The organism is Pseudomonas ulcerans (assembly GCF_036324125.1).
Lineage (GTDB): Bacteria > Pseudomonadota > Gammaproteobacteria > Pseudomonadales > Pseudomonadaceae > Aquipseudomonas > Aquipseudomonas ulcerans.
Genome location: NZ_JAZDQN010000037.1, coordinates 1 through 20,813, shown reverse-complemented (window position 1 = coordinate 20,813; position 20,813 = coordinate 1). Strand labels below are relative to the sequence as shown.

Sequence of the window (20,813 nt, the reverse complement as noted above, 5' to 3'; positions counted from 1 at the left end):
AGGAGCGCAACGGCTGAAAAGGCGGAAAAGTATGCTTGGGAAATTGCCTACATGAAAGTCGGATTTCGGAGAGGTTTTGTAAGTAATTCCGGCAGGTTCAGTCAGGAAATGATAGGCAAGGGTACGGGACTGTTCGCCTGGGAAGGCCGGTTCGCCTCGCTAGCCTTCGATCTCCACGTAACTCGATTCACCACCGCCCGAGGCGCCCGACAACCAGCCCCAGACAAAGCTCAGCGTCGTACGCCCGGCTTCATCGACACCCACCTTGCCTCGCGACCAACCCGCGAGCATTTCACCTTCCGTGGTCAGGCACTGGAACAGCAACTCGATGCTGTCCGGCCCGGTTACCCGGCCAACCTGGGTGCCAATCCGGATCCGTCCACCCTGGTAGGTACTGGAGATCCCGTCCCCGTCGACCTGGTAATGGAACACCGTGCCCGTGCCGGAGAGGCCGCTGGCATTGGCGGCGACGGCGAAACGGCGGTTGTGCAGGCGGTCGTGTAGCAGCGACAAGGCGTTGTTCATGGAAGGTGCGTCCTTGCTTGAAAGGGAAGGGCAATCTGAGGCGAGCGGCTGATCTGAACACAAAAGTGTTGGTACGGAAATACGGGCTCTGCGCTTTGGACAATGCCTAAAACCTCCCCGCCAGTTTGACGGAGATGAATGCCCTGACCATCCTTGCCACGTGGCCTGACCCATAACCCAACCAACGAATGGTGCGCCCATGGACTCCCAGGATTGGAGCGGCCTCACTCTCTGGCTGATCATCACGACGCTGAGCGTGGCCATGGTTTTCTGGAAGAAACGCGCAAAGGCGGCTTATCGGCGTCGCAGCCAGGCCAGCATCGACGCCGGTTTCGCCCGGACCCTTTCACGGCACGGCCTGGAACAGGCCCAGGTACTCCAGGACCTCACCAGGCTCGGTCGGCTCGACAGGTTCGACAACCGGCCGTTCGAGGTCCAGCGCATCCTTCACGCGCCACCGGATCGCTGGTTCCTTTACCTGCATACCGCCGACAGCGAGCCGGTGCTGACCGAGATTTCCGAACAGCGCGCCAAAGCGTCCATCAATAGCCAGACCAGGCTTTTCGGATTTCGCCTCTAGAAGTCATGGAGCAATACATAACCCGTTGATTTAGCTGGCCTTGTGGGAGCGGGTTTACCGGGACGCCGGACCGCCGCGATTACGGTAGTGGATTCGCCGACGTCATCGCGGGTGAACCCGCTCCCACAGGGTGGAGTGCCTCTCAACGTGCCATCAGGTACTCGGCCACGGCGGCATAAGCCGGCAACGACGTGACATCGTTCGCCGCATTCGCCGCCACTGGATGACTGGCAAACCGAGCAATCACCATCTCCGCCTTCGGATCGACATACAACGACTGCCCGAACACCCCCCGCGCCATGAACGCCCCATGCTCGTTATGGCTGTGCCACCACATGTCGCGATAGCTCCAGCCTTTCAGCAGTGGATACCCTGCGTTGACGAAAGCCTCCTGGCTGCCACCCCGACGGATATCGTCGATGGCCGCCTTGGGCAGGACCTGCTGGCCGTTGTAGCGCCCGTCGTCGCGGATCATTTCGCCGAAGCGGGCGAGGTCGCGCAGGCCGGCATTCAGGCCGCCGCCGGCGAACGGGGTACCGGTGGAGTCCACGGTCATGTAGGCGTCCTGCTCGGCGCCGAGCTTGCTCCAGATCCGCTCGCTGAGCAGTTGAGCGACGTTCTTGCCGCTGGCCCGCGCCAGCACCCAGCCCAGGGCGTCGGCATTGGCGGTGCGGTAATGGAAGGCTTCACCATGGACGCCTTCGGCCTGCACGGTCTGCAGGAATTCGTAGTAGGAGCGCGGGCCGGTGTAGTCCTTCGGCTTGGGCAGCGGATTGCCGGCGGCGGCGTGGGCCCAGACTTCAGCCTTGGGATCGGCGTAGTTCTCGCTGAAGCGGATGCCGGTGGTCATGTCCATCAACTGGCGCACGGTGGCGCTGCCGAAGGCCGACTTGCCCAGCTCGGGCACGTAGTCGACCACCTTGCGCTCCGGGTCCAGCGTGCCCTCGGCCACCAGGGTGGCGGCGAGGGTGCCGGTGAAGGTCTTGGTGATCGACATGCCGGCATGCTGGCCCTGGGGCGTGAGCACGCCGAAGTAGCGCTCGTACACCACCCGGCCCTTGTGCAGCACGACGATGCCGTCGGTGTAGTTGGCCTGCAGCGCGTCCTGCCAGGTCATCGGCGTGGTACTGCCGAGGGGTACGAAGCTGACCTTGTCGATCCCGGCATCCAGCGCCGATTCCAGCGGGGACGGGGCGCCCAGGCCGCGGGAGACGTTGATGGTGGGCATCAGCTGGCGGAAGTTGGCGACGCTCCAGCGCATCTGCGGGAAGCGGAAGTAGCTGCCGTCGTCGAAGCGGATCTGGCGCTCGGGCGGCGGGGGCGAGCCGACCATCCAGGCCATTCTGGCCGGGTCGCTGGCCTGGGCGTCGGGGAAGGTCTGGTTGCTGAAGGCGCTGGCGGGCGCCAGCAGCCAGCTACAGATGAGGGGAACGGCGATTCGGTGCATCCGGTTCTGCTTCATGACCCAACTCCCAGTGGCATATGGCGGGCCATGTTACGGCGCGCGGCGGCGCTGAAATACAGCCGTTCGGATTAGATTCGGTGAATTCCTGGTCCGCCCGGACGATGTTTCGGGCGCGTGTGCCACGGTGCCCTTCATGCCCACCACGACAGAGCACCGCAGTACATCACGCTGGAGCAAACCAGCAACTGCGCAGCCAGGAACCCCAGCGCCGCGGCAAGAAAACCTGTGCCGGCTACCAGCCAGGGCAACGTCACCCTGACCCGCGACCTCAGCAACCAGGCCGCAAACGCAGCACCTGCCAGCAGGCCGGGGGCGGAGAACAAGTGGCCGAGTACTAACAGTCCCTCCGGCTGTTTCAGGTTGGCCATGACCGCCATGTAGGACAGCAGCGAGGTAATCGCGGCAATCGCGCTGCCGCTGAGGAACAGCGCAGGCGTGCGCCAGATCAGGCCCGGTAGCAGGGTTGCCAGGGGGATGGCGAGGAAGTACCAGGCACCGATGTACAGCGTGTCGCCGGTCAGGCAGACGAAAAGAAAAAGTGCAGCGATCAACAGCAGCGAACAGACAAGGTCATTCCGGCGACTCAGTGGCATTCCATGGCTCTCTCTAAAGCGTTATGGCGTAGGTGACGGGCGATGACTCACGACTTGACCGCGATTGCAGCGCGATGGAGGATGGCGCTTCGCAATCAAGGATGACACAAGATGATACGGATATTGGGCAGAGCCTCGTCCATCAACGTGCGCAAGGTACTGTGGACCTGCGTCGAACTGGGCATTCCCTTCGAGCGCGAGGACTGGGGCAGCGGTTTCCAGCCGACCGACGCTCCCGACTTCCTGGCCCTGAACCCCAACGCCATGATTCCTGTCATCCAGGACGGCGACTTCATCCTGTGGGAGTCCAACACCATCGTTCGCTACCTGGCGAACCAGTATGGCGGCACGGGGATCTACCCTGTGGACGCGAAAGCACGGGCGCGGATCGATCAATGGATCGACTGGCAGGCCTCGGATCTCAATCGCTCGTGGAGCTACCCGTTCATGTCGCTGGTGCGGCAGTCGCCCGCGCATCAGGATGCCAAGGCGCTTGCAGCCGGGATCGCGGACTGGACCCGGTTCATGGGGATTCTCGACCGTCAGCTGGCCAGGACAGGTGGGTATGTGGCGGGCGAGCGCTTCACCCTGGCGGATATACCCGTCGGCCTTTCCGTGAATCGCTGGTTCGGGACGCCATTCGAGCATCCGCGCCTGGCTGCGGTGGAGGCCTATTACGACAGGCTGAGCGAGCGTGCCGGCTTCATGTTGCATGGGCGCAACGGGGTGGCGTAGGCAAGCAGGCATGAACAAGCGTCCACCCATTCTTCTATCGATCCTGATCGTGCAGCTAGCCTGCGCACTGTTTTCCGTCGTCGTTGGCTGGCCGCCCGCAGACCTGGTACCCATGATGCTGTTGCTGGTGTTATCGCTCTTCGTCTTTCACGGAAGTGCGATTGCCTGCAATCTCCTGGCGCTCGTTTACGCCTATGGAGCCCAGAGAACCATCGGGGAGGCTGTTGGCGTGGTGGATCACAGTACTGTCTTGAGTGTTGTACTGGTGATTACGGCAGTGCTACTGGCGGCAGTCGCTCACTATTTGTTTTTCAACCGGGCAGTAAAGGCCTTTCAAGGCAAAGGCGTGAGCGACCAGCGCCTGCCTGGATGATCTCAAGCTGCTTCGATGCCGTGAACATCACTCAAGGAGCGAGGAATGAATGTCCGTTCAGCAACGCCGGACGATTGTGCCGCCATCAGCCGAATCGCCCGGGAAACCTTCGCCCTGGCTTGCCCGGCGGATACGCCCGAAGAGGAGTTGCAACGCTATATCGACGAGCACCTGACGCCGGCGTGCTTCCATCACTTGCTGGGTGATGCGTCCCAGGCGCTGCGGGTGGTGGAGGTGGCAGGGCAGGTCTGCGGCTTCAGCGTCGTCGACTACGCGCCGGAACGGCTGGGCGTCGCCCTGGCCGATGACATCGCGGAACTGAAGCGCTGCTATGTCGCGGCGCAGCAGCATGGCAGCGGTGTGGCGCAGTACCTGATGGGCGCGACGCTCGAAGGGACGGCGCTGCCTCTGCGACTGACGGTAAACGACCAGAATGCCAGGGCGATTGCCTTCTACCAGCGCAACGGGTTTGTCGTCGTGGGTGAAACCCGTTTTCAGTGCGGTGCCGACATCCACCGGGACCTGGTGATGGTCAGGCTGTGTAAGTAATGTGATCCCGCGAAGGCAGCCGCCAGCCCGGTCCGGCGCTGCCGACGAATGGCCATGACCCGCATCAATACCTTGTGCGCCAATATTTGGTGTCAATGAAGTCATTTTGCTACTGTCCCGCCGGGTGCCGCTGGTATCCCTGATTCCCTTCAGTCGTTCCGCATTTCGCTTTCCGATTTCGCCCCGCCGAGTGTCGTCGGGGCACGACCTTTGATGACCCGTGACGCGTGGCCGCAGGAGCATGACATGCAAGAAAAAGACAGCGACGGATTGCAGTTCCTGTTCGAGAAGAACAGAGGCGTCGATACCCTGTACCTCTACAACAATGGCAAGTCGCCGTTCAGGCTCAAAGAGCTGCAGGTGCAGACCAACGTCTTCGTCGGCACGGGCACGCCGCGCAACCTGACCGAGGAGACGGGCGTGTGGCTGCTGCTCCCGGGGGGCTCGATCGCCACGATCGAGAATGACCAGAAGCTTGCCTACCTGCGCTCTCGCTTCAAGGGCAGCCCGGATGTCACCGCAAAGGCAGCGCCCGATGTGGAGACGCTGTACGACGACTATTTCTGCCCCTGGGGCCGCCTGGGCCAGGGCCAAGGCCTGCGGTTGGACAGAGGCGACCACTACCTGCTCTGCTGGACCTACAAGGACGCCGTGGAGATAGGCCCCTACGAACAGGTCGCGCTTTCCTACGCCAACTCCTTCGACGGCTTGCCCATGCGTTCGCCGATCGCGGGCGTGCAATGCCTGCCCAGGGTGTTCGTGCGGCCGGATATCGATACCGCCGGCCTGAAGGGCATCGCCTACGTTCGCGCAACGTTGAACCCGCCGCCCCTGCGCGAACTGGCCCTGGAACAACTGATCCTGCGCAAGGAAAACGGCGAGCCCCGCGTGCTGGACCGCAGCACGGCGGACAAGGCCCGCTCGGCCGACCTGACACGCCGCTTCGTGGGCTACTACGCCAACTACTTCATGTACCAGCGCGACTACTTCGTCACCGATATCCCGGTCGACCATGTCAACTGCATTTCCTACGGCATGATGAGCGTGCAGGACGATGGCAGCCTGTGCAGCAGCGATGAATGGTCGGACAACTTCCAGATGGCCGGGCTGCAGTTCCTCAAGCAGTTGAACCCCGACCTGCAGGTGTCGCTGATCGTGGGTGGCTGGCCGAAGAGCCCGAACCTGTACTTCAACACCGCTTCGAGTTTCCCGAGCAACGGCGCCTCCCCGGACGGCAGTTTCATGATCGTCCAGCTGGTGCAGCAGAATCAGTGGGAGGTCCACTACAACCCGCCCTCCGGCTCACCCGGCTACGGCACTACCCGGACCTTGCGGATCGACCGGGAAGTATCACCCTACGCCGACGTGGAACGAGACCCGCAAGGCCTGTTCGACGACGGCGCGAGCACTCGCGGCCTGTATACCTGGCTGCTCAAGCATGGTGCGTCGTTGCAGGGGCGGGTCCTCGACCTTGGCAATAACGAGAACGACTCGTTGACCCTGGACGCCGATCTGGAACTCATGTCGCTGCTGGGCAAGGCCTTCGGTGCGCAGTCGGATATCGCGCCGTTCGCCAACCGCTTCCGGCAGGTCTCTCGCAATCCCGGGCAACGCGAACGTTTCGCGAGATCGGCGGCCACGGCCATCAACGCCTTGGGCTTCGATGGCTTCGAGGTGGACTGGGAGTATCCGAAGGTCGTCGATGGCCAAGGCTACGTCGACATGTTGAAAGACCTGCGCACGGCCCTGGGCGACAAGCAGTTGGCCATCGCCGCGCCCGGCGGCTCGGGCAACATCAGCCAGCTGAACGAGGATCAGTGGCGCAAGGTTGGCGAACTGATCGATCACGTCAATGTGATGAGCTACGACTACCACGGCGGTTGGGACACGACGAAGCTGTCCTGGTTCAACGCACCGCTGGACACGCCGGATTCGGCAGCCGGGCACGAGGTCGAGCCAAGGATCGAGAAGACCTTCTGCGTCAACGAGACGTTGCGGATATTCCTCCATCTGGTGGCGCGCAACTGCCTGACGCGGCGCCAGCTGACCCTGGGACTGGCCGGCTATGGCCGTGCGGTCCGGGTCGACGGGATCGATGACACCAACCAGGGGCTGCGATGCCCGGTGCTGGCGCGCGCCGAGCCGGGTGAACCGCAGTACCGCGAGATCGTCGCCATGCGCGAGGCCGGTGGCTACCGGGCCGAAGAGGCTGGCAAACCCGCCATTGGCTGGCCCGGCCTGAAGTTCGTCAGCGCCCTCGACCCGATCGCCCGTGCGCCCTTTGCCTACAGCAGCCTCAGCGGCATATCGCTGACCTACGACGATCCGCGTTCCCTGCGCGAGAAGGTCCGCCGGGTGCTGGAGGAACAGTTGGGTGGCGTGATGATCTGGGACCTGTCCGACGATATGCCGACGACGCACAAGGACTCGCTGATCGCCGCGGTCTCCGACGAGTTGCGCCAATGCCACCCGGCCGTCGCCCGCTTGCGCGAGGACGAGCAGGATCCGTGGCTGGTCGCCGCGCGTGCCAACGAACCGCTGGTGGCGCCGGTGCTGGCCAACCAGGTGGTGGAATACGGCGCAACGCCGGTCAGCCAGGTGACGGACCTGGGTGGCCAGTCGATCGAGGCGCTGGCCAGCTTGCCGGGCGGCAGCATCGCTGCCATCGACGCCAACGGCCTGCGCTTGCTGGCCGTGCAGGACCAGGGCTTCCTTACCCAGCGCACCCTGGCCTTTGCCGAGGCGCCCGTGGCCCGCTGCATGACGCTGCCATTGAATGACGGCCGTCTGCTTGTCTGTCGCGGTGATGGCCGCGTGCTGGTCGTGCACTTGCAGGATGGCCAGTGTCAGGTGGAGACCGAACTGGCCAGCGGCATCCATGCCATGACCAGCGCCGGCCCGAACCGGGTGGCGGTGTTGCAGGGCCAGCGCTTGCTGGTCTGGCGTCTGGACGCCGCGGGCTTCGAGCAGACCCATCGGGTCGATCATCCCGGGTATCTCACCGCGCTGGCGCCTCTGGTCGGTGGACAGTTGCTGCTGGTCAGCAACGACGGCGAGGCGTTCCTCTGGCAGGACGGCGCGGCTGCCTTGCGACCCTTGAGCCTGGCCGCGACCCTTGCGACGCCTTACCAGCTCCAGTTGCTGCCGGACGGACGCCTGCTGGCCTGGCTGCCCGACGGGGCGCTGCAACTCTGGCAGGTGCTGCGCCAGGACGGGCAGCTCCAGCGACTGGAAGTGACAGCCCTGTCCTGGAGTGGCGGCCCCCGCGAGTGGCTGGACATGAGGGTCCTGCCCAGCGGCGGTTTTGCCTCTCTCGACCGCCAGCGCCTGATGCTGTGGCAGGCCAACCCGGCCACCCATGGCTACGAGGTGATCCAGCAACTGACGGTACCGCAGGCCACTGCCCTGGGCCTGCTCGACGACGGCAACTTGCTGGTGGCCCAGGGGCAGCGCTTGCAACGCCTGACGTTCCCCGGCTGGCCGCGGGTGCAGGCGGCGCGCTGCACGCCGTGGCAGGTCACCGACAAGGACGGCCTGACCGCACTGCACTGGCTGGCCAAGGGCAGCCACGCCAGCAACCTGGAGCAGACGCTTGCCAGCGGTGCACCGGTCGACCTGTGGCAGCCCGGTAGCGACAAAACCGTGCTGGCCGAGGCCATGCGCGCCAAGCGGCCCGAGGCCACGGCAATGCTGCTGAGCGCGGGTGCGCCGCTGTGGCAGACCGAGCACGCCGTCAGTCACGGACAATTGTTCGATGCCGAACTGTTCGCCGAACTGCTGCCGGCTTCGCTGATCGCCGCGCTGCCGGCGGAAAACCGTATCGCCCGGCTCAAGCCCGGCTTCGATCTGACGCAACTGCCGGGTGACTGGCATGACCTGCTGCTGGGTTACCCGATGCTGACCGGGCGCATGGCGATCGGGGTGTACCTGCTGGTGCCGGACCTGGCCAGGCAGTTGCAGAACCTGCTGTCGCACTTCGAGATCGACGATGACTGCCTGGCCGAGCTGCGCCAGGAATGCCCGCAGGTAGTGGCGGCGGTGGAGCCCCTGCACGGGCGCAGCTTCTTCGACGATGCAAGCCTGTGCCAGGCCCTCGGCCCACTGGGCGAGACAGACCCCGCCGCGCTGGACGCAGTGCGTAATGCCAGCCGCCGGGTCAAGTCGGACCTGGGCGGGGAAGGGCACTATGGCCAGGCTGTCTATGAGAAAGGCATCGAGGTGCTGCAAGGGATCCTCGACCAGGCGCTGCAACAGCCCTTGCTGGCGCTGCAGCGCAAGCAACTGCTGGAGCAATTCGCCGAGCTGGCGGCGCCGCAGCCTGGCGACCTGCTGATCCTCAAGGCCGATCTGGTGGCTGCGGACCTGCCCGCCGCCACCATCGACTTCCTGACCCTCTACCCTCGTGCTGCGGCACCCATGGCCGCGCAACTGAGGCTGTGGAGCCCGGCGCTGGCGGACCTGGTCAGCGCTTGTACGGCCGGAACCTCTCAGCAGTCGGACGCCGATATTCCCGACGAAGCTGCCGACAGCGCCCATCGGGCCTTGCGGCAATTGCTGGTGGCCACCGTGCGTCCGGTCATGACCCAGACCCAGGCGGCCGACTTCCTCGCCCGCTACGCAGACGCCCCTTGGGCACCCCGGCGGGATCCGCTGGGGCAGCCGCTGGCGTGGGTCAACTGGGCCTTCGATCCACCCGCGAGCCGAGCATTTACCGACCTTTCCGGACAGCCTGCCGAAACGAGCAGCGGCGGTGGCGCCTGGCAAATGCCAGGGCAAACGGCCAGTGCCCGCACCGCGCAACAGACCACACCAGGCGCGAAAGCACCGGGTCTCGACGACAAGCGCAGCTACATCGCCAGGATCAGGGCCAGCAGCGCGGCGATGGCGGAGAAGTCCAAGGCCGGCAAGGACTCCTTCGCCGGGTACATGGAGGCCACTCGGGCCAAGGTCGAGTCCGCGCACCCGCTGACCGAGAGGATCCGCTACGCGAAGATCGAGATCGACGGCAACAATCGCCAGATCACCGTCACCAAGGGCGAGCTGGAAGCGTTTGGCGATCTGCATACGGACCAGGACAGGTACGCGTTCGCGGCGAAGAACTCGGGTGCGGTACCCGACCCGAGCCTGAGCGACGAACAAAAGCAGCAGTACGTCAAGAAATGGCAGGCAGAAAAGAAAACCAGCCTGAACAAGAACTACAAGGCGGTCGAGAACCGCCGCAAGGATGTCGAGCGCATGCAGGAGCAGCGCATCGCCGACGTCAACGCCGACCCGCGCATGCAGGCCCTGGCCAAGCGCAAGGCCTCGCTGAAGAAGCTCAATGGCGCCCTGGACAACACCCGTGAAGTGCTCCAGGGCGTACAGGCGCTGAGCAAGTTCACGCGCCTGCTCAACAGCAAGCTGTTCGGCGACAACGAGACCGTCAACAAGGTGCTGGATTACCTCGACCTGAGCGTCAACATCGCCATCGTTGCGGTGGATACGATCAAGTCGATCTCCAGCGCCCTGTCCACGGGCGGGGCGATGGGCGTATTTGGCGTGATCACCTCGGTGGTGAGCCTGACCATGACGCTGGTCGGTCTGTTCAATCCGCAACCGGACCCGTACCTGGAAGCGGCCAAGGCCATTTCCGAACAGATCACCCAGGTATACGAGGTGATGAACCAGCGTTTCGACCAGGTCATGGACCAGTTGCAGAGCATGTCGTGGCAGATGAGCGTGTTCAGCCACCAGGTCGATGCGCGCTTCGATGGCATGCAGCGTCAGTTGGAAGACATGGCCGCGTCCCTGAACCGCCAGCTGGAGCACCTCGACGCGGCGCTGGCCAGTGGCCTGCGCATGACCCGCCGGGAAATTCGCGAGTCCACCCAGCAGGTGCTGGCCAGCATCGTCTGGAGCCACGACGATCTGGTCAACCGCATGGACCTGGCCAACCTCGGCTTCAAGGCCGACCTGCAAGGTCTCAATGCGTTGATGAGTACGCAGTTGCTGGCCGACCTGGACGAGATCGACGTCACCATCGCCAACGCCGAGCGAGAGCGTGTCAAGACCCCGACACTGGTGGCCCTGGAGGATGACCCCGCGCGCCTGCGGGACATGCGTGACCGCCTGGAAAGCGGCATCCGCAACAAGCTGCTGGCCGGCGGTGTCACCCGGCCGTTGGCCGACTTGTGTTTCACCAGCTTCGACAACGGCGAGGTGATGAACGCGGCACGGGTGATGGCCAACGACCATTTCGCCGAGTGCTTCGCCTTCTACTACGCCGCCCAGGAAACCGATCATCAGGACCGCTCCAGCAAGGTGTGGAACTCGACGGCGGTGGCCTTTCCCCTGACCCGGCGTTTCCTCCACCTGCAGGGCTGGTACGCGGGCTGGTTGGACAATCCGCTGAGCGTGCTGGTGTCGGTGGCGGAACTGGTGGACACACCGGTGGCCAGGGCGCGGCAGTTCCTGGTCGGTCTGCAACAGGACAAGGCGTTCTTCTCTGGCCTGCTCGACCGCTACCTCGACGCTGCGCTGGCCTTGCTGCACGCCAGCCGCGAGGTGACGGTGCGCGAGTTCGGCCAGACCTTGCGCCTGCCGTCGCTGCAACTCACTGATACGTCGGTCTTGCTGCCCCTGATGTTCGACCGTTTCCCGCGCCTGGCCCTGACCGACCTCGCGCTGGACACGCTGGAGACCGATCAGCCGCAACGCCGCGACCAGGACATCGCCGCCTTGCAGACCTGGTTCGATGCGCCGGCGGGCAACTGGCGCCTGCAGAAACTCTGCCGTGCGCTCGCCCTGGGCCATGCCTTGAATGTCTGTGAGCTGCGCTTGTCGGGGAGTGACACGACGCGCTTGCTGGTCATGCGCTACGGCAGTGAAGAGGTACCCCTCGTGTCGATGAGCGTGCAGGACGAACGGGTGCTCTCGGTGACCTCGGTGCAACGCGACAACGGCCTGTTCGTGAGCCTCGGCGAGGACTGCCGGCAGGTCCAGCAGCAGTGGATCGCCGCTTACAACCGGCGTATCCCGCTGGATTGCGCGGCCGAACTGAAAGCGCTGGATGGCGTGGTTTCGCAGTTGGCGCTGTTCCTCGGCCTGGCCGGGGCCAGCGCCCAGCAGATCGAGCAGGTGCTGGGGCTGTGCTGGAACAGTCAAGGCGTGGCGGCCTACCTGTCGGCACAGGCCGGCTTGACGGCGTTGGGCAAGGACCAGGTGTCACCGCCGTTCGCGCTGCTTGCCGGCTATACCGGCCAGTTGGCGCAGCAGGCCGATGAGTGGGTTGCGGCCACGCTGACGGCGCTTGCTGCCAACCCGTCCCGTGACGAAGAACTGCCCAGCCTGCGTGACGCCCTGTTGGCGCAACTGGACCTGCTGGATCAACAGACCCGGGACCTGCGTAGCGAGCTGGCGGGCGACGACCTGACGGCGTTGCTGCGGGCCAAGGGGATCGGCGAGGAGGAGGGCTTGTTGCATCTGACCGCCGAGCAACTGTATGGCGGCTTCAGTATCGAGATGGGTGCCAGTATCGTGCTGCGCCAGGGTTGTCGTTTGACCCTGGCGGGCAGTGGTCGCTTCGACCTGACCTGTACTGACGGGGCAGGGAGCACGGTCGTGCGGGCGGTTGATCTTGATGTTGGCGGGATCGTGCAGCTTGAACTGGCCGGGGCGACCGGGGAGGAGCAACTGGCGAGCCTTGGCTTCGGTGCGTCGCAAGAGGCCGGGGATGTCTGGCTGGAAGGGCTCTGGCTGAAGGAGGCTGAGGCCTCGCAAGCCTGACCGACCGCTGACACGGACCCTGTGGGAGCGAGTTCACTCGCGATTGCTGTAGTGAGTTCACCATTGCCATCGCGGGTGAACTCACTCCCACAAGTTCCGCCTCATGCTTCGGGCCGCGGTCTCACGACCGCGGCTGCAACAACGGATCTTCCGGATTGATCGCCCGCAACGCTTCGATCAGTGCGCTGGCCTTGTCCATCTCGCCCGCCTGGCGCAGATACTGCACCAACGCCAGGCGCACGTCGCGGGCATAGGGATGCTGCTCCAGGCTCTTCGCCAACTGCGCCATCGCCGCGTCCGGTTGTTGCTGGCCATGCAGGGCCACTGCCAGCACATAGGCAAAACCGACATTCCCAGGCTCCAGCCGCACCGCTTCGCGAAGTGCCTGCAGCGCCGCCTCCCGTTGCCCGGCGCGAGCCAGCGCCAGGCCCTTGGCGTGGTACAGCAACCCGGACCCGGGGTGGCCCTGCAAGCCTTCATCCAGCACGGCCCGGGCTTCGTCGGAACGGCCCTGTGCGTCGAGCCATTGCACCAGCGCCACCCGTGCCGGGATAAAGTCGCCATCGCGCTGCATGGCGGCACGCAGCGCCGGCTCGACCTTGTCCAGGCGACCGGTTGCGCGGTACAGCATCGCCAGGTTGACGTTGGCTTCGGCGCGCTCCAGCTGGCTGGACTGGACGTGTTCGTATTCGTCGAGGGCCTTGTCGAAGGCTGCGCCGAGCCCGGCACCACGGGCTGGCAACAAGGCGTAGGCGGCACTGGTGCGCACGCCGCGCACCGGGTCCTTGAGCAGCGGCGCCAGTGGCTGCACGCGCTGTTCGGCAGGGAGCAGGGAGGCCAGGGCCTCGACTGCGGCCACGCGGACTTCCGGTGCATTGTTGCCCAGATCGCGGACGGTCAGCTCCAGGGCGCGACGGCTCGGGTAGTTGGGCAACTCGGCGAGCAATGTGGCACGGCGTACGGCGGGCAGGTCGTCGCGGCGCAACTGCTCGAACAGCCCTTCGGCCGCGCCGGGCTTGCCGCTGCGCAGGGCCTCCAGGCTTCGGGCGTACTGCTGGGTGGGGCTGTCGTGCTCGCCGTACCAGAGACGGAACTGTTCGGCGATCTTCTGCCCCGGCGTCTCGGCGTGACAGCTCAGGCAGGCATCCCGCGTCCCCAGGCGCAGGGCCTGGGCCGGCGCCGGGAGGGTGAAGCCGTGGTCATGCCGCCAGTCGTTGACCATGTAGAACTTGCCCGGCATATGGCAGTCGACGCACTGCGATCCCGGCTGGCCGACCACGTGCTTGTGGTGTTCCGGCGACTGGTAGTCGCGGGCCTTGAGGCCGCTGCCGTCGACACCGGCAATGCCGGTCTTGCCCGCGGGGTTGTGGCATTGCAGGCAGACGCCGTTGCCCTCGGCCCTGAGCTTCGTGCTGTGCGGTTCATGGCAATTGCTGCAGCGCACGCCCTTGGCGAACATCTTGCTCTGGCTGAAGGCGCCATATTCGAACACCTCGTCCTTGATCTTGCCGTCCAGTTCGTAGAGCTCGCGGGTCAGGCGGCTGGGCAGGAAGTCGTCCAGGAGGCGCCCGGTAGCGGCGAAGCCATCGTCCAATGGCGCGCGGCGGGCATGGCAGCGGGCGCAGGTCTCGACTTCCTTGAGGTTGTCTCCACCGCGCAGGCTCTGCTGGAAACCGGCGTGGTCCTGCGGGGTTTTCCCGGCGGTCCAGGCCAGGTGCCCGGACGCCGGGCCATGGCAGGCCTGGCAACCCACGCCAAGGCTCTGCCAATGGCTGTCGAAGCGATTGCTGGCAGTGCTGAAATTACGCTTGAAACCGGTGGTGTGGCACTCGACGCACATGAAGTTGGCGTTCTGCGGCGGCTTGCTCCAGTGCAGCGGATTCTTGAAGTCCACGCCCTGGCCGGGGTACAGGTGGAACCAGCGCTTTTCCTGGGTATCCCAGGCCACGCCGAGCGCTTGCAGATGGCCGTCGCCGGTGTCGACCAGGTACTGCTGCAACGGCTCGATGCCGAAGGCATAGCGCACCGGGAAGTCGCGGGCCTTGCCGTCGATGCCGGGGGTGTTGACCCAGAAGCCGCCGTCACGGCGGAAGAAGCGGGTGGTCTCGCGGTCGCTGGAAAAGCGGGCGTCGTTGAAGTCGCCGAGCACACTGGTCTCGTTCGCTTCCTGCATCGCCAGCTGGTGGTGGGAGCCTTGCCAGTGCTCGACCTGCTGCTGGTGGCAGGCCTGGCACTGGCGTTCATCCACCCATTGGGCGGTGGGGCGGGTCGGGGATTGGTCGAGGGCGAGGCAGGTGCCCAGGTTGGCCAGCAACAGCAAGCCGGCCAGCAGCGGCCGGAACAGGGAGGGTACGGCATCACGGAATTTCGGCATCGGGCTGTCTGTGTCTTTCTTCTTATGGTGTGCTGCGGCGGTTCGCTTTCAGCCGCCGAGGAGTCCGTGATGATACGGACTCGTTGCGCACTCACGAAGCACTTACTGGACAAGATGTGGCGCCCGTGCAGACCTACTTCTTCGAAAACGACCCACCCTGATGGGGCTTGAACGGCCGGGGCATGGCGTCTTTCAGGCCCCAGCTGCTCCTGATGCTCGGTGCGTCCTCCGTGAGGATGCCATGCTTCTCCAACTGTTCGTTTGCCCAGAGCAGGCAGGCCTTCATGTTTTCGTAGGCACGCCCACCCTCGTAGTACTCACTCCTGGCGTGGTCCCTGTCGGCCTGGGCCTGCTTCAATTCCTGGTCGAGATAGATGTTGTCCTCCCAGGCTTTGTCTCGCTGTTTGATCTCCGACAGGACGGCGGCATCGCGCTCGGCCAGTTGCTTCTTGAGATCCTTCAGCTCGGAGGCATGGCTCTGTTTCAGGCTTTTGATTTCTGCCTGAAGCTCCGCGATCAACACTTCTTGCGCCTTGGCCTTCTTCTGCCTTGCCTTGAGCTTCTTGAGCAGTGGCGCCTCGACTGCTGGCTTGTATTCCGCCCTGACGACCTCCAGCAGTTCGTCGAGCTTGCTGGCCGAGAACTCGATCTGCGTCTTCGAGCGCTCGCCTTCGATCTGGGTGGTCGAGATCGAGGTGTAGAACCCGAGGTCACGCGCGACCTCCCAGTCCTTTGGCAGTTTCTTGCCGTTTTCGTAGTCTTCGCGCAGCACGCGTTTCTTGACGTATCCGATGATGCTGGCCATCTCATTTTCCTTTGAAGCAGCAGGGGCGGGCAGGGCGTTGGCTGCCGGGTGGCGCACAGGGTAGCACTGGTCTTGGCTGGAGGCTTCGCTGGAACGATTCAATGGGTGTTGGCATGGGTGACGCCTCAGCGCACGTGACGCAGGGCCTCGACCACAACACCAAACGCTGACGAATGTTCACGACGATTCGGGTAATAGAGATGGTATCCCGCGAAGGGTTGGCACCAGTCTTCAAGCACTCGCAACAGCGAGCCATCGGCCAGGTCGTTTGCAACCATGTCTTCAGGTAGGAAACCCAGGCCGCACCCCGCCACGGCCGCACGCAGGATCGGTACGCTGCTATTGAAGGTCCACTGGCCCTCGACGCGAGCCTTGAGCTCATGGCCGTCCTTTTCAAAATCCCACTGCATCAGGCTCCCGTGGGTTGGCAGACGCAGGTTGATGCAGTTATGGGTGGCCAGGTCACTGGGCTCCCTTGGGAACGGTCGCTGCTTGAAGTACCCGGGCGACCCTACGACGGCAATGCGCAAAGGCGGGCCGATCGGCACGGCAATCATGTCCTTGGCCACCTGGTCTCCTAGTCGTACACCCGCGTCATAGCGCTGCGCGACAATGTCGGAGAGCGCATAGTCCACAGTGATTTCCACCTTGATGTCCGGGTAGTCGGGCAGCACCTTCAGCAGCTTTGGCCAGAGGATATTGTTCGCTGCATGTTCTGACGCCGAGATCCGCACGTTGCCGGCCGGGGTGTCACGAAACTCGCTGACGGCCGCCAGTTCAAGCTCTATCTCGTCGAAGCGTGGCGCCATGGATTCATACAGGCGCTGACCCGCCTCGGTCGGCGACACGCTGCGTGTGGTTCGAGTGAGCAGACGCACGCCGAGTCGGGTTTCCAGTGCACGCATGGTGTGGCTCAGCGCCGACTGGGAGACGCCAAGCTGGGCGGCCGCGCGGGTGAAGCTGCCTTCGCGGGCGATGACCACGAAGGCTTGCAGGTCGTTGAGATTGGCGCGGGACATTGATGAGAACCTCTCATGAGGGGCGCGGGATTGATCCATGAAAGCAGGTTGCACACGGATGCGCGACCCTCAAGAACCTTGCTTACAAGGTACGGGCGTAGAACGCGGTCAGTTTGCCAATCGCCGCATCGACATAACGCGGCACCCAGTAGGTTTCGATGTGCGTCGCGCCGTCGAGGATGAATACTTCCTTGTCGGTGGTGCCGGTGGCTTTGGGGAAGGCGTCCTGCGTCATGTACAGGCTGTCGGCCTTGCTGCCGGCGATCATCAGCAACGGCTGGTTGATCAGCTCGATATGGTCGGTGGCGTCGAAACGCATCAGGTCCATCAGGCTGCTGGTGGTGTATTTGAACGTCGAGTTCGGGTGCGCATGGGTCTTCCAGTAGTACTCGTAACCTTGGCGATACAGCTCGAAGGGCAGTTTGGCGATCTGCTCGTCGGTGAGGTTGGCATCGCCCGAGTACAGCACCGCGCCGCCGGCCGCTTCTTGCGCACGGGCTGCTGACGCCTGTTGCAGGCGTTGCTGGATGCTGTCCATTTGCGAGTCGTTGTAGCCGTTGCGACGTACCCTTCCCGAGTTGAACATGCTTACCGTTGCCAGCGATCTGAAGCGTTTGTCGGTTTGTGCTGCCGCCAGTGAATAACCACCGCCACCACAGATGCCGAGCAAGCCGAGACGCTTGTCATCGACGCCGGCAAACTGGCTGATGAAGTCGGCCATGCCGTGAATGTCTTCGATGCGATACGCCGGCTTGTCGATGCTGCGCGGCTGACCACCACTGGCACCCTGATACGCCGCATCTGCGGTGATGGTGATGTAGCCCTGTTCGGCCAGGCGTTGGGCATAGAGACCGGCGACCTGTTCTTTCACGCCGCCATTGGGGTGCGCAACGACCACGGTCGGGTAGGCCTTCTTCGCGTCGTAGTTGGCCGGGGTGTACACGTTGGCGGCGATATCCAGACCGTTGAGCTTGTAGCTGACCGGATGGATGTTGACCTTGCCCGGTTCGTTCTTGCTGATCGCGCCGTCGTAGGCGAGGGTGAACGGGTTCTTCTTGTAATCGGCGGCCAGGGCTTCGCCCGCCGAGAGGCCGACCAATGCCGACATTAACGTGGCTTTGAGAGTGTTTTTCACGTGTGGCTCCTGAGCAATAAAAAGGGCGGCAGTTGCAAAAGTGTTCGGGGGCAGTCCAGCTGGTGCTTATTTCCCCGAAGTTGCGAGGGCCTGGGACAACGCGGTACTGGCACGTTCAGCCGTCTGCGCATCGCCGTGTTTTTTCAGCAGTTCGGTGACCTCGTGCAACTGTCCCGTGCTCAGACCGACGCGCAGGCTCGCCGCCATGTGCGAGCGCAGTTGCGGCTCGACTCCTGGCGTTGCCGCCAGCGCCCCCACGGTCGCCAGTTCGCGGCTTTGCCAGTCAAGGTTGTCGCGCTCGAAGATGTCGCCGAACAGGTGGGTTTGCAGGAACCGGTTGATCACCGGAGCGAACTCGAACACCGGGCCTTTGACCGGGGCGCCGGAGATCCTGGTTTGATTCGCGGTGCCGGCGGCCAGCAGTTCGTCGCCGACCGGAATTTCCCGGCTCGGCTCACGCCCCGGCGCGTCTTCGATGCCGCGCTGTTTGCGCGTCTGCACCACCGTCATCAGCTCGTTCAAGGCGTTGAGGCTGCGCGGGAAGCCCACATAGGCGTATAGCTGCACCAGAATTTCCCGGGTTTCGCTGATGCTCAGGCCGGCATCGAGCCCTTGGTTGAGCGCGGTGTTGAGGTTGGACATGTCGCTGGTCGCCATGAACGCGGCGATCAGGGGAATCGTTTGTTGCTGGCGCGACAAGGTAGTTGCGCTGACGGGTGTGCTGGCCATGGTCTGCGGTGCCTCGGCTGCTTGAGTGGTAATGCTGAACATCGCTCCCATGCCCAGGCAAAGCGCCATGAGTGCGGGGAGGGCAGTGCTGTTGAGTGCGTCAGTAGTCATCTTGAAAGGCCCCATCGGTAACTTCATTGACCGGCGTACTGCGCCTCCGAGACCTGTTCCGCCCAGGTGACGGTCTGCCCGTCCTCGGCTTCGGCGATGGCGATGTGGGTCATGCCGTTGCTGGCCGTGGCGCCATGCCAGTGTCGGGTGTGCGGCGGAATCCAGACCGTGTCGCCCGGTCGGATCTCCTGTCGCGGGCCACCCTCTTGCTGCACGTAGCCGACGCCTGCGGTGACGATCAGCGTCTGCCCCAGTGGATGGGTGTGCCACGCCGTGCGTGCGCCTGGTTCGAAGGTCACAGTGCCGCCGCCGATGCGCGCCGGGGGCTCACCCTTGAACAGGCGATCAACGCGCACAGTACCGGTAAAGTTTTCCGCCGCGCCCTTGACCGAGGGCTGCGAGCCGTTCGGTGTAACGCGGATTTCGCTGGTGGCCTGGGACTCTGCCACCATGAATGACACAGCAACGAGTGGTGCGATCAATCGGTTCATCGGATCAACTCCGTCAAACGTGAAAGTGGCGCCGCACGTGGCTCGGTGTTGGGCATACCAAGGCCAGCGCCACTTGCGCCGGCGTGCGGATTTTCATTACGCGACCAGAATCCGCGAGCCCGAGCGTGGCGTGCGTGTCGGCGAGCGACAGCAGCGGGGCGCTGGCCAGTGCGGCGATCACCGTGCGCGGCAGCGGATCGTGATCGTAGCTCATCGACCGACACGCGCCTTGAGGGCCTCGGGATAACGCTCGCCTTCGATGGGGATCTGCGCCAACGCTGTATCGATCGCCTTCAGTTCGACGGCGTCGAGGGTGATGTCCGCGCCACCGAGGTTTTCTTCCAGACGATGCAATTTGGTCGTACCCGGAATCGGCACGATCCACGGCGCCTGCGCGAGCAGCCAGGCCAGCGCGATCTGTGCGGGAGTGGCCTGTTTCTGCGCGGCGATCTGACGGAGCAACACCACCAGCCCCTGATTGGCCAGCAGCGCCGACTGGCTGAAACGCGGGACGATGCTGCGGAAGTCGTCGCTGCCGTAAGTGGTTTGTGCCGACACCGTGCCGGTGAGAAAACCTTTGCCCAACGGACTGAACGGCACGAGGCCGATGCCCAACTCCCACAGGGTTGGCAGGACTTCCTGCTCAGGTTCGCGCCACCACAGCGAGTATTCGCTTTGCAGTGCTGCGACCGGCTGCACCGCGTGCGCACGGCGAATGGTCTGCGCACCGGCTTCGGAAAGGCCGAAGTGCTTGACCTTGCCTTCGCCAATCAGGTCCTTGACCACCCCGGCGACGTCCTCGATCGGCACCTCCGGATCGACGCGGTGCTGGTAAAGCAGATCGATGTAATCGGTCTTCAGTCGACGCAACGAACCCTCGACCGCGACCCGGATGTGTTCGGGGCGGCTGTTGAGAATCTGCTGTTTGCTGTCGTCGCCGAAGGTGAAGCCGAACTTGGTGGCGATGACCACTCGATCGCGCACCGGTGCCAGGGCTTCGCCCACCACTTGTTCGTTCAGGTAGGGGCCGTAGACCTCGGCGGTATCGAAGAACGTGACGCCTCGGTCAACCGCCGAACGGATCAGCGCAATGGCTTGTTGGGTGTCAGTCGCCGGGCCGTAGCCATGGCTCAGGCCCATGCAGCCGAAGCCCAGGGCTGACACTTCGAGTGAACTGTTTCCGAGTGTGCGCTTGTGCATCTGGATCTCCCGACATTTGGTGTCGGGAGAACAGTAAGCGAGCTAACGAGTGTGGACTAGACGGTTAAATCGGCAAGGGTTCATGAGATTTGCTCATTAGTTCTGGAATCATCCCGCTACCCCAATTACTCCCGCTTCCCAAGCGCCCCCAAGGCTGCCTTCGTTTTCGAGGGCAGCTACTAACGCTGGTTGCATCAGGTCTAAACGGCTGACGCCCTTTCTTTCAACTCATAGTTGAGAATGCGATCGTTCTCGCTGTAGTCCACCGGCACGTCGATCACGTGCACGCCCGGGGTCTTGATGCAGTGCTCCAGCAGCGGCAGCAGGCCTTCGGCGCTTTCCACCCGGTGACCGTTGGCACCGTA

At 63.9% G+C, this 20,813-nt stretch carries 16 protein-coding genes and 1 pseudogene; 5 read left to right on the top strand and 12 right to left on the bottom strand.

Annotated elements, in window-relative coordinates; all coding sequences use genetic code 11:
- Positions 1–159: 159 nt before the first annotated feature.
- Positions 160–525, bottom strand: coding sequence for a hypothetical protein (locus V0R59_RS24780; RefSeq protein WP_330077302.1), 366 nt, complete (start codon positions 523–525; stop codon positions 160–162).
- 199 nt (positions 526–724) lie between these two features.
- Between V0R59_RS24780 and V0R59_RS24775 the strand changes: the two genes are divergently transcribed.
- A complete protein-coding gene (locus V0R59_RS24775; RefSeq protein WP_330077303.1) occupies positions 725–1,105 on the top strand; it encodes a hypothetical protein in 381 nt (126 codons plus the stop codon).
- 142 nt (positions 1,106–1,247) lie between these two features.
- Here V0R59_RS24775 and V0R59_RS24770 read toward each other — a convergent pair whose 3' ends face one another.
- Together V0R59_RS24770 and V0R59_RS24765 are read right to left on the bottom strand one after the other, a co-directional pair.
- On the bottom strand, positions 1,248–2,567 hold the full coding sequence (locus V0R59_RS24770) for a serine hydrolase domain-containing protein (protein WP_330077304.1): 1,320 nt from the start codon (positions 2,565–2,567) through the stop codon (positions 1,248–1,250).
- A gap of 134 nt (positions 2,568–2,701) precedes the next feature.
- Positions 2,702–3,163 carry a hypothetical protein gene (locus V0R59_RS24765; protein ID WP_330077305.1) on the bottom strand — a complete coding sequence of 154 codons (462 nt, stop codon included), beginning with the start codon at positions 3,161–3,163 and terminating at the stop codon, positions 2,702–2,704.
- A gap of 111 nt (positions 3,164–3,274) precedes the next feature.
- Between V0R59_RS24765 and V0R59_RS24760 the strand changes: the two genes are divergently transcribed.
- The 4 genes from V0R59_RS24760 to V0R59_RS24745 all read left to right on the top strand — a co-directional run bounded on the left by V0R59_RS24760 (position 3,275) and on the right by V0R59_RS24745 (position 12,584).
- A complete protein-coding gene (locus V0R59_RS24760) occupies positions 3,275–3,898 on the top strand; it encodes a glutathione S-transferase family protein (protein WP_330077306.1) in 624 nt (207 codons plus the stop codon).
- Between the two features lie 10 nt (positions 3,899–3,908).
- Positions 3,909–4,271 carry a hypothetical protein gene (locus V0R59_RS24755; protein ID WP_330077307.1) on the top strand — a complete coding sequence of 121 codons (363 nt, stop codon included), beginning with the start codon at positions 3,909–3,911 and terminating at the stop codon, positions 4,269–4,271.
- Between the two features lie 45 nt (positions 4,272–4,316).
- Entirely contained in the window at positions 4,317–4,820 is a 504-nt protein-coding gene (locus V0R59_RS24750; protein ID WP_330077308.1) for a GNAT family N-acetyltransferase, read from the top strand.
- Between the two features lie 246 nt (positions 4,821–5,066).
- Complete coding sequence (locus tag V0R59_RS24745; RefSeq protein WP_330077309.1) at positions 5,067–12,584, top strand: glycosyl hydrolase family 18 protein; 7,518 nt, start codon at positions 5,067–5,069, stop codon at positions 12,582–12,584.
- A 121-nt stretch (positions 12,585–12,705) separates the two neighbouring features.
- Here the strand turns inward: V0R59_RS24745 and V0R59_RS24740 are convergent, their stop codons facing one another.
- The 9 genes and pseudogenes from V0R59_RS24740 to V0R59_RS24700 all read right to left on the bottom strand — a co-directional run.
- Complete coding sequence (locus V0R59_RS24740; protein WP_330077310.1) at positions 12,706–14,958, bottom strand: tetratricopeptide repeat protein; 2,253 nt, start codon at positions 14,956–14,958, stop codon at positions 12,706–12,708.
- Positions 14,959–15,091: 133 nt separating this feature from the next.
- Positions 15,092–15,763 carry a coiled-coil domain-containing protein gene (locus V0R59_RS24735; RefSeq protein WP_330077311.1) on the bottom strand — a complete coding sequence of 224 codons (672 nt, stop codon included), beginning with the start codon at positions 15,761–15,763 and terminating at the stop codon, positions 15,092–15,094.
- 125 nt (positions 15,764–15,888) lie between these two features.
- Positions 15,889–16,782 (bottom strand): LysR family transcriptional regulator, encoded by an 894-nt coding sequence (locus V0R59_RS24730; RefSeq protein ID WP_330077312.1) that lies wholly within the window; start codon positions 16,780–16,782, stop codon positions 15,889–15,891.
- A gap of 82 nt (positions 16,783–16,864) precedes the next feature.
- Positions 16,865–17,917 (bottom strand): alpha/beta hydrolase, encoded by a 1,053-nt coding sequence (locus V0R59_RS24725; RefSeq protein WP_330077313.1) that lies wholly within the window; start codon positions 17,915–17,917, stop codon positions 16,865–16,867.
- Between the two features lie 66 nt (positions 17,918–17,983).
- Positions 17,984–18,757 carry a carboxymuconolactone decarboxylase family protein gene (locus V0R59_RS24720; protein ID WP_330077314.1) on the bottom strand — a complete coding sequence of 258 codons (774 nt, stop codon included), beginning with the start codon at positions 18,755–18,757 and terminating at the stop codon, positions 17,984–17,986.
- 23 nt (positions 18,758–18,780) lie between these two features.
- A complete protein-coding gene (locus V0R59_RS24715) occupies positions 18,781–19,248 on the bottom strand; it encodes a (R)-mandelonitrile lyase (protein ID WP_330077315.1) in 468 nt (155 codons plus the stop codon).
- A gap of 99 nt (positions 19,249–19,347) precedes the next feature.
- Positions 19,348–19,462 (bottom strand): annotated as a pseudogene (locus V0R59_RS24710) (flavodoxin); the annotation flags it as partial.
- A complete protein-coding gene (locus tag V0R59_RS24705) occupies positions 19,459–20,448 on the bottom strand; it encodes an aldo/keto reductase (RefSeq protein ID WP_330077316.1) in 990 nt (329 codons plus the stop codon). The pseudogene V0R59_RS24710 and the gene V0R59_RS24705, both read right to left, overlap by 4 nt.
- Positions 20,449–20,648: 200 nt before the next feature.
- The coding region (locus tag V0R59_RS24700; RefSeq protein WP_330077318.1) for a hypothetical protein at positions 20,649–20,813 on the bottom strand (165 nt) is incomplete at its 5' end.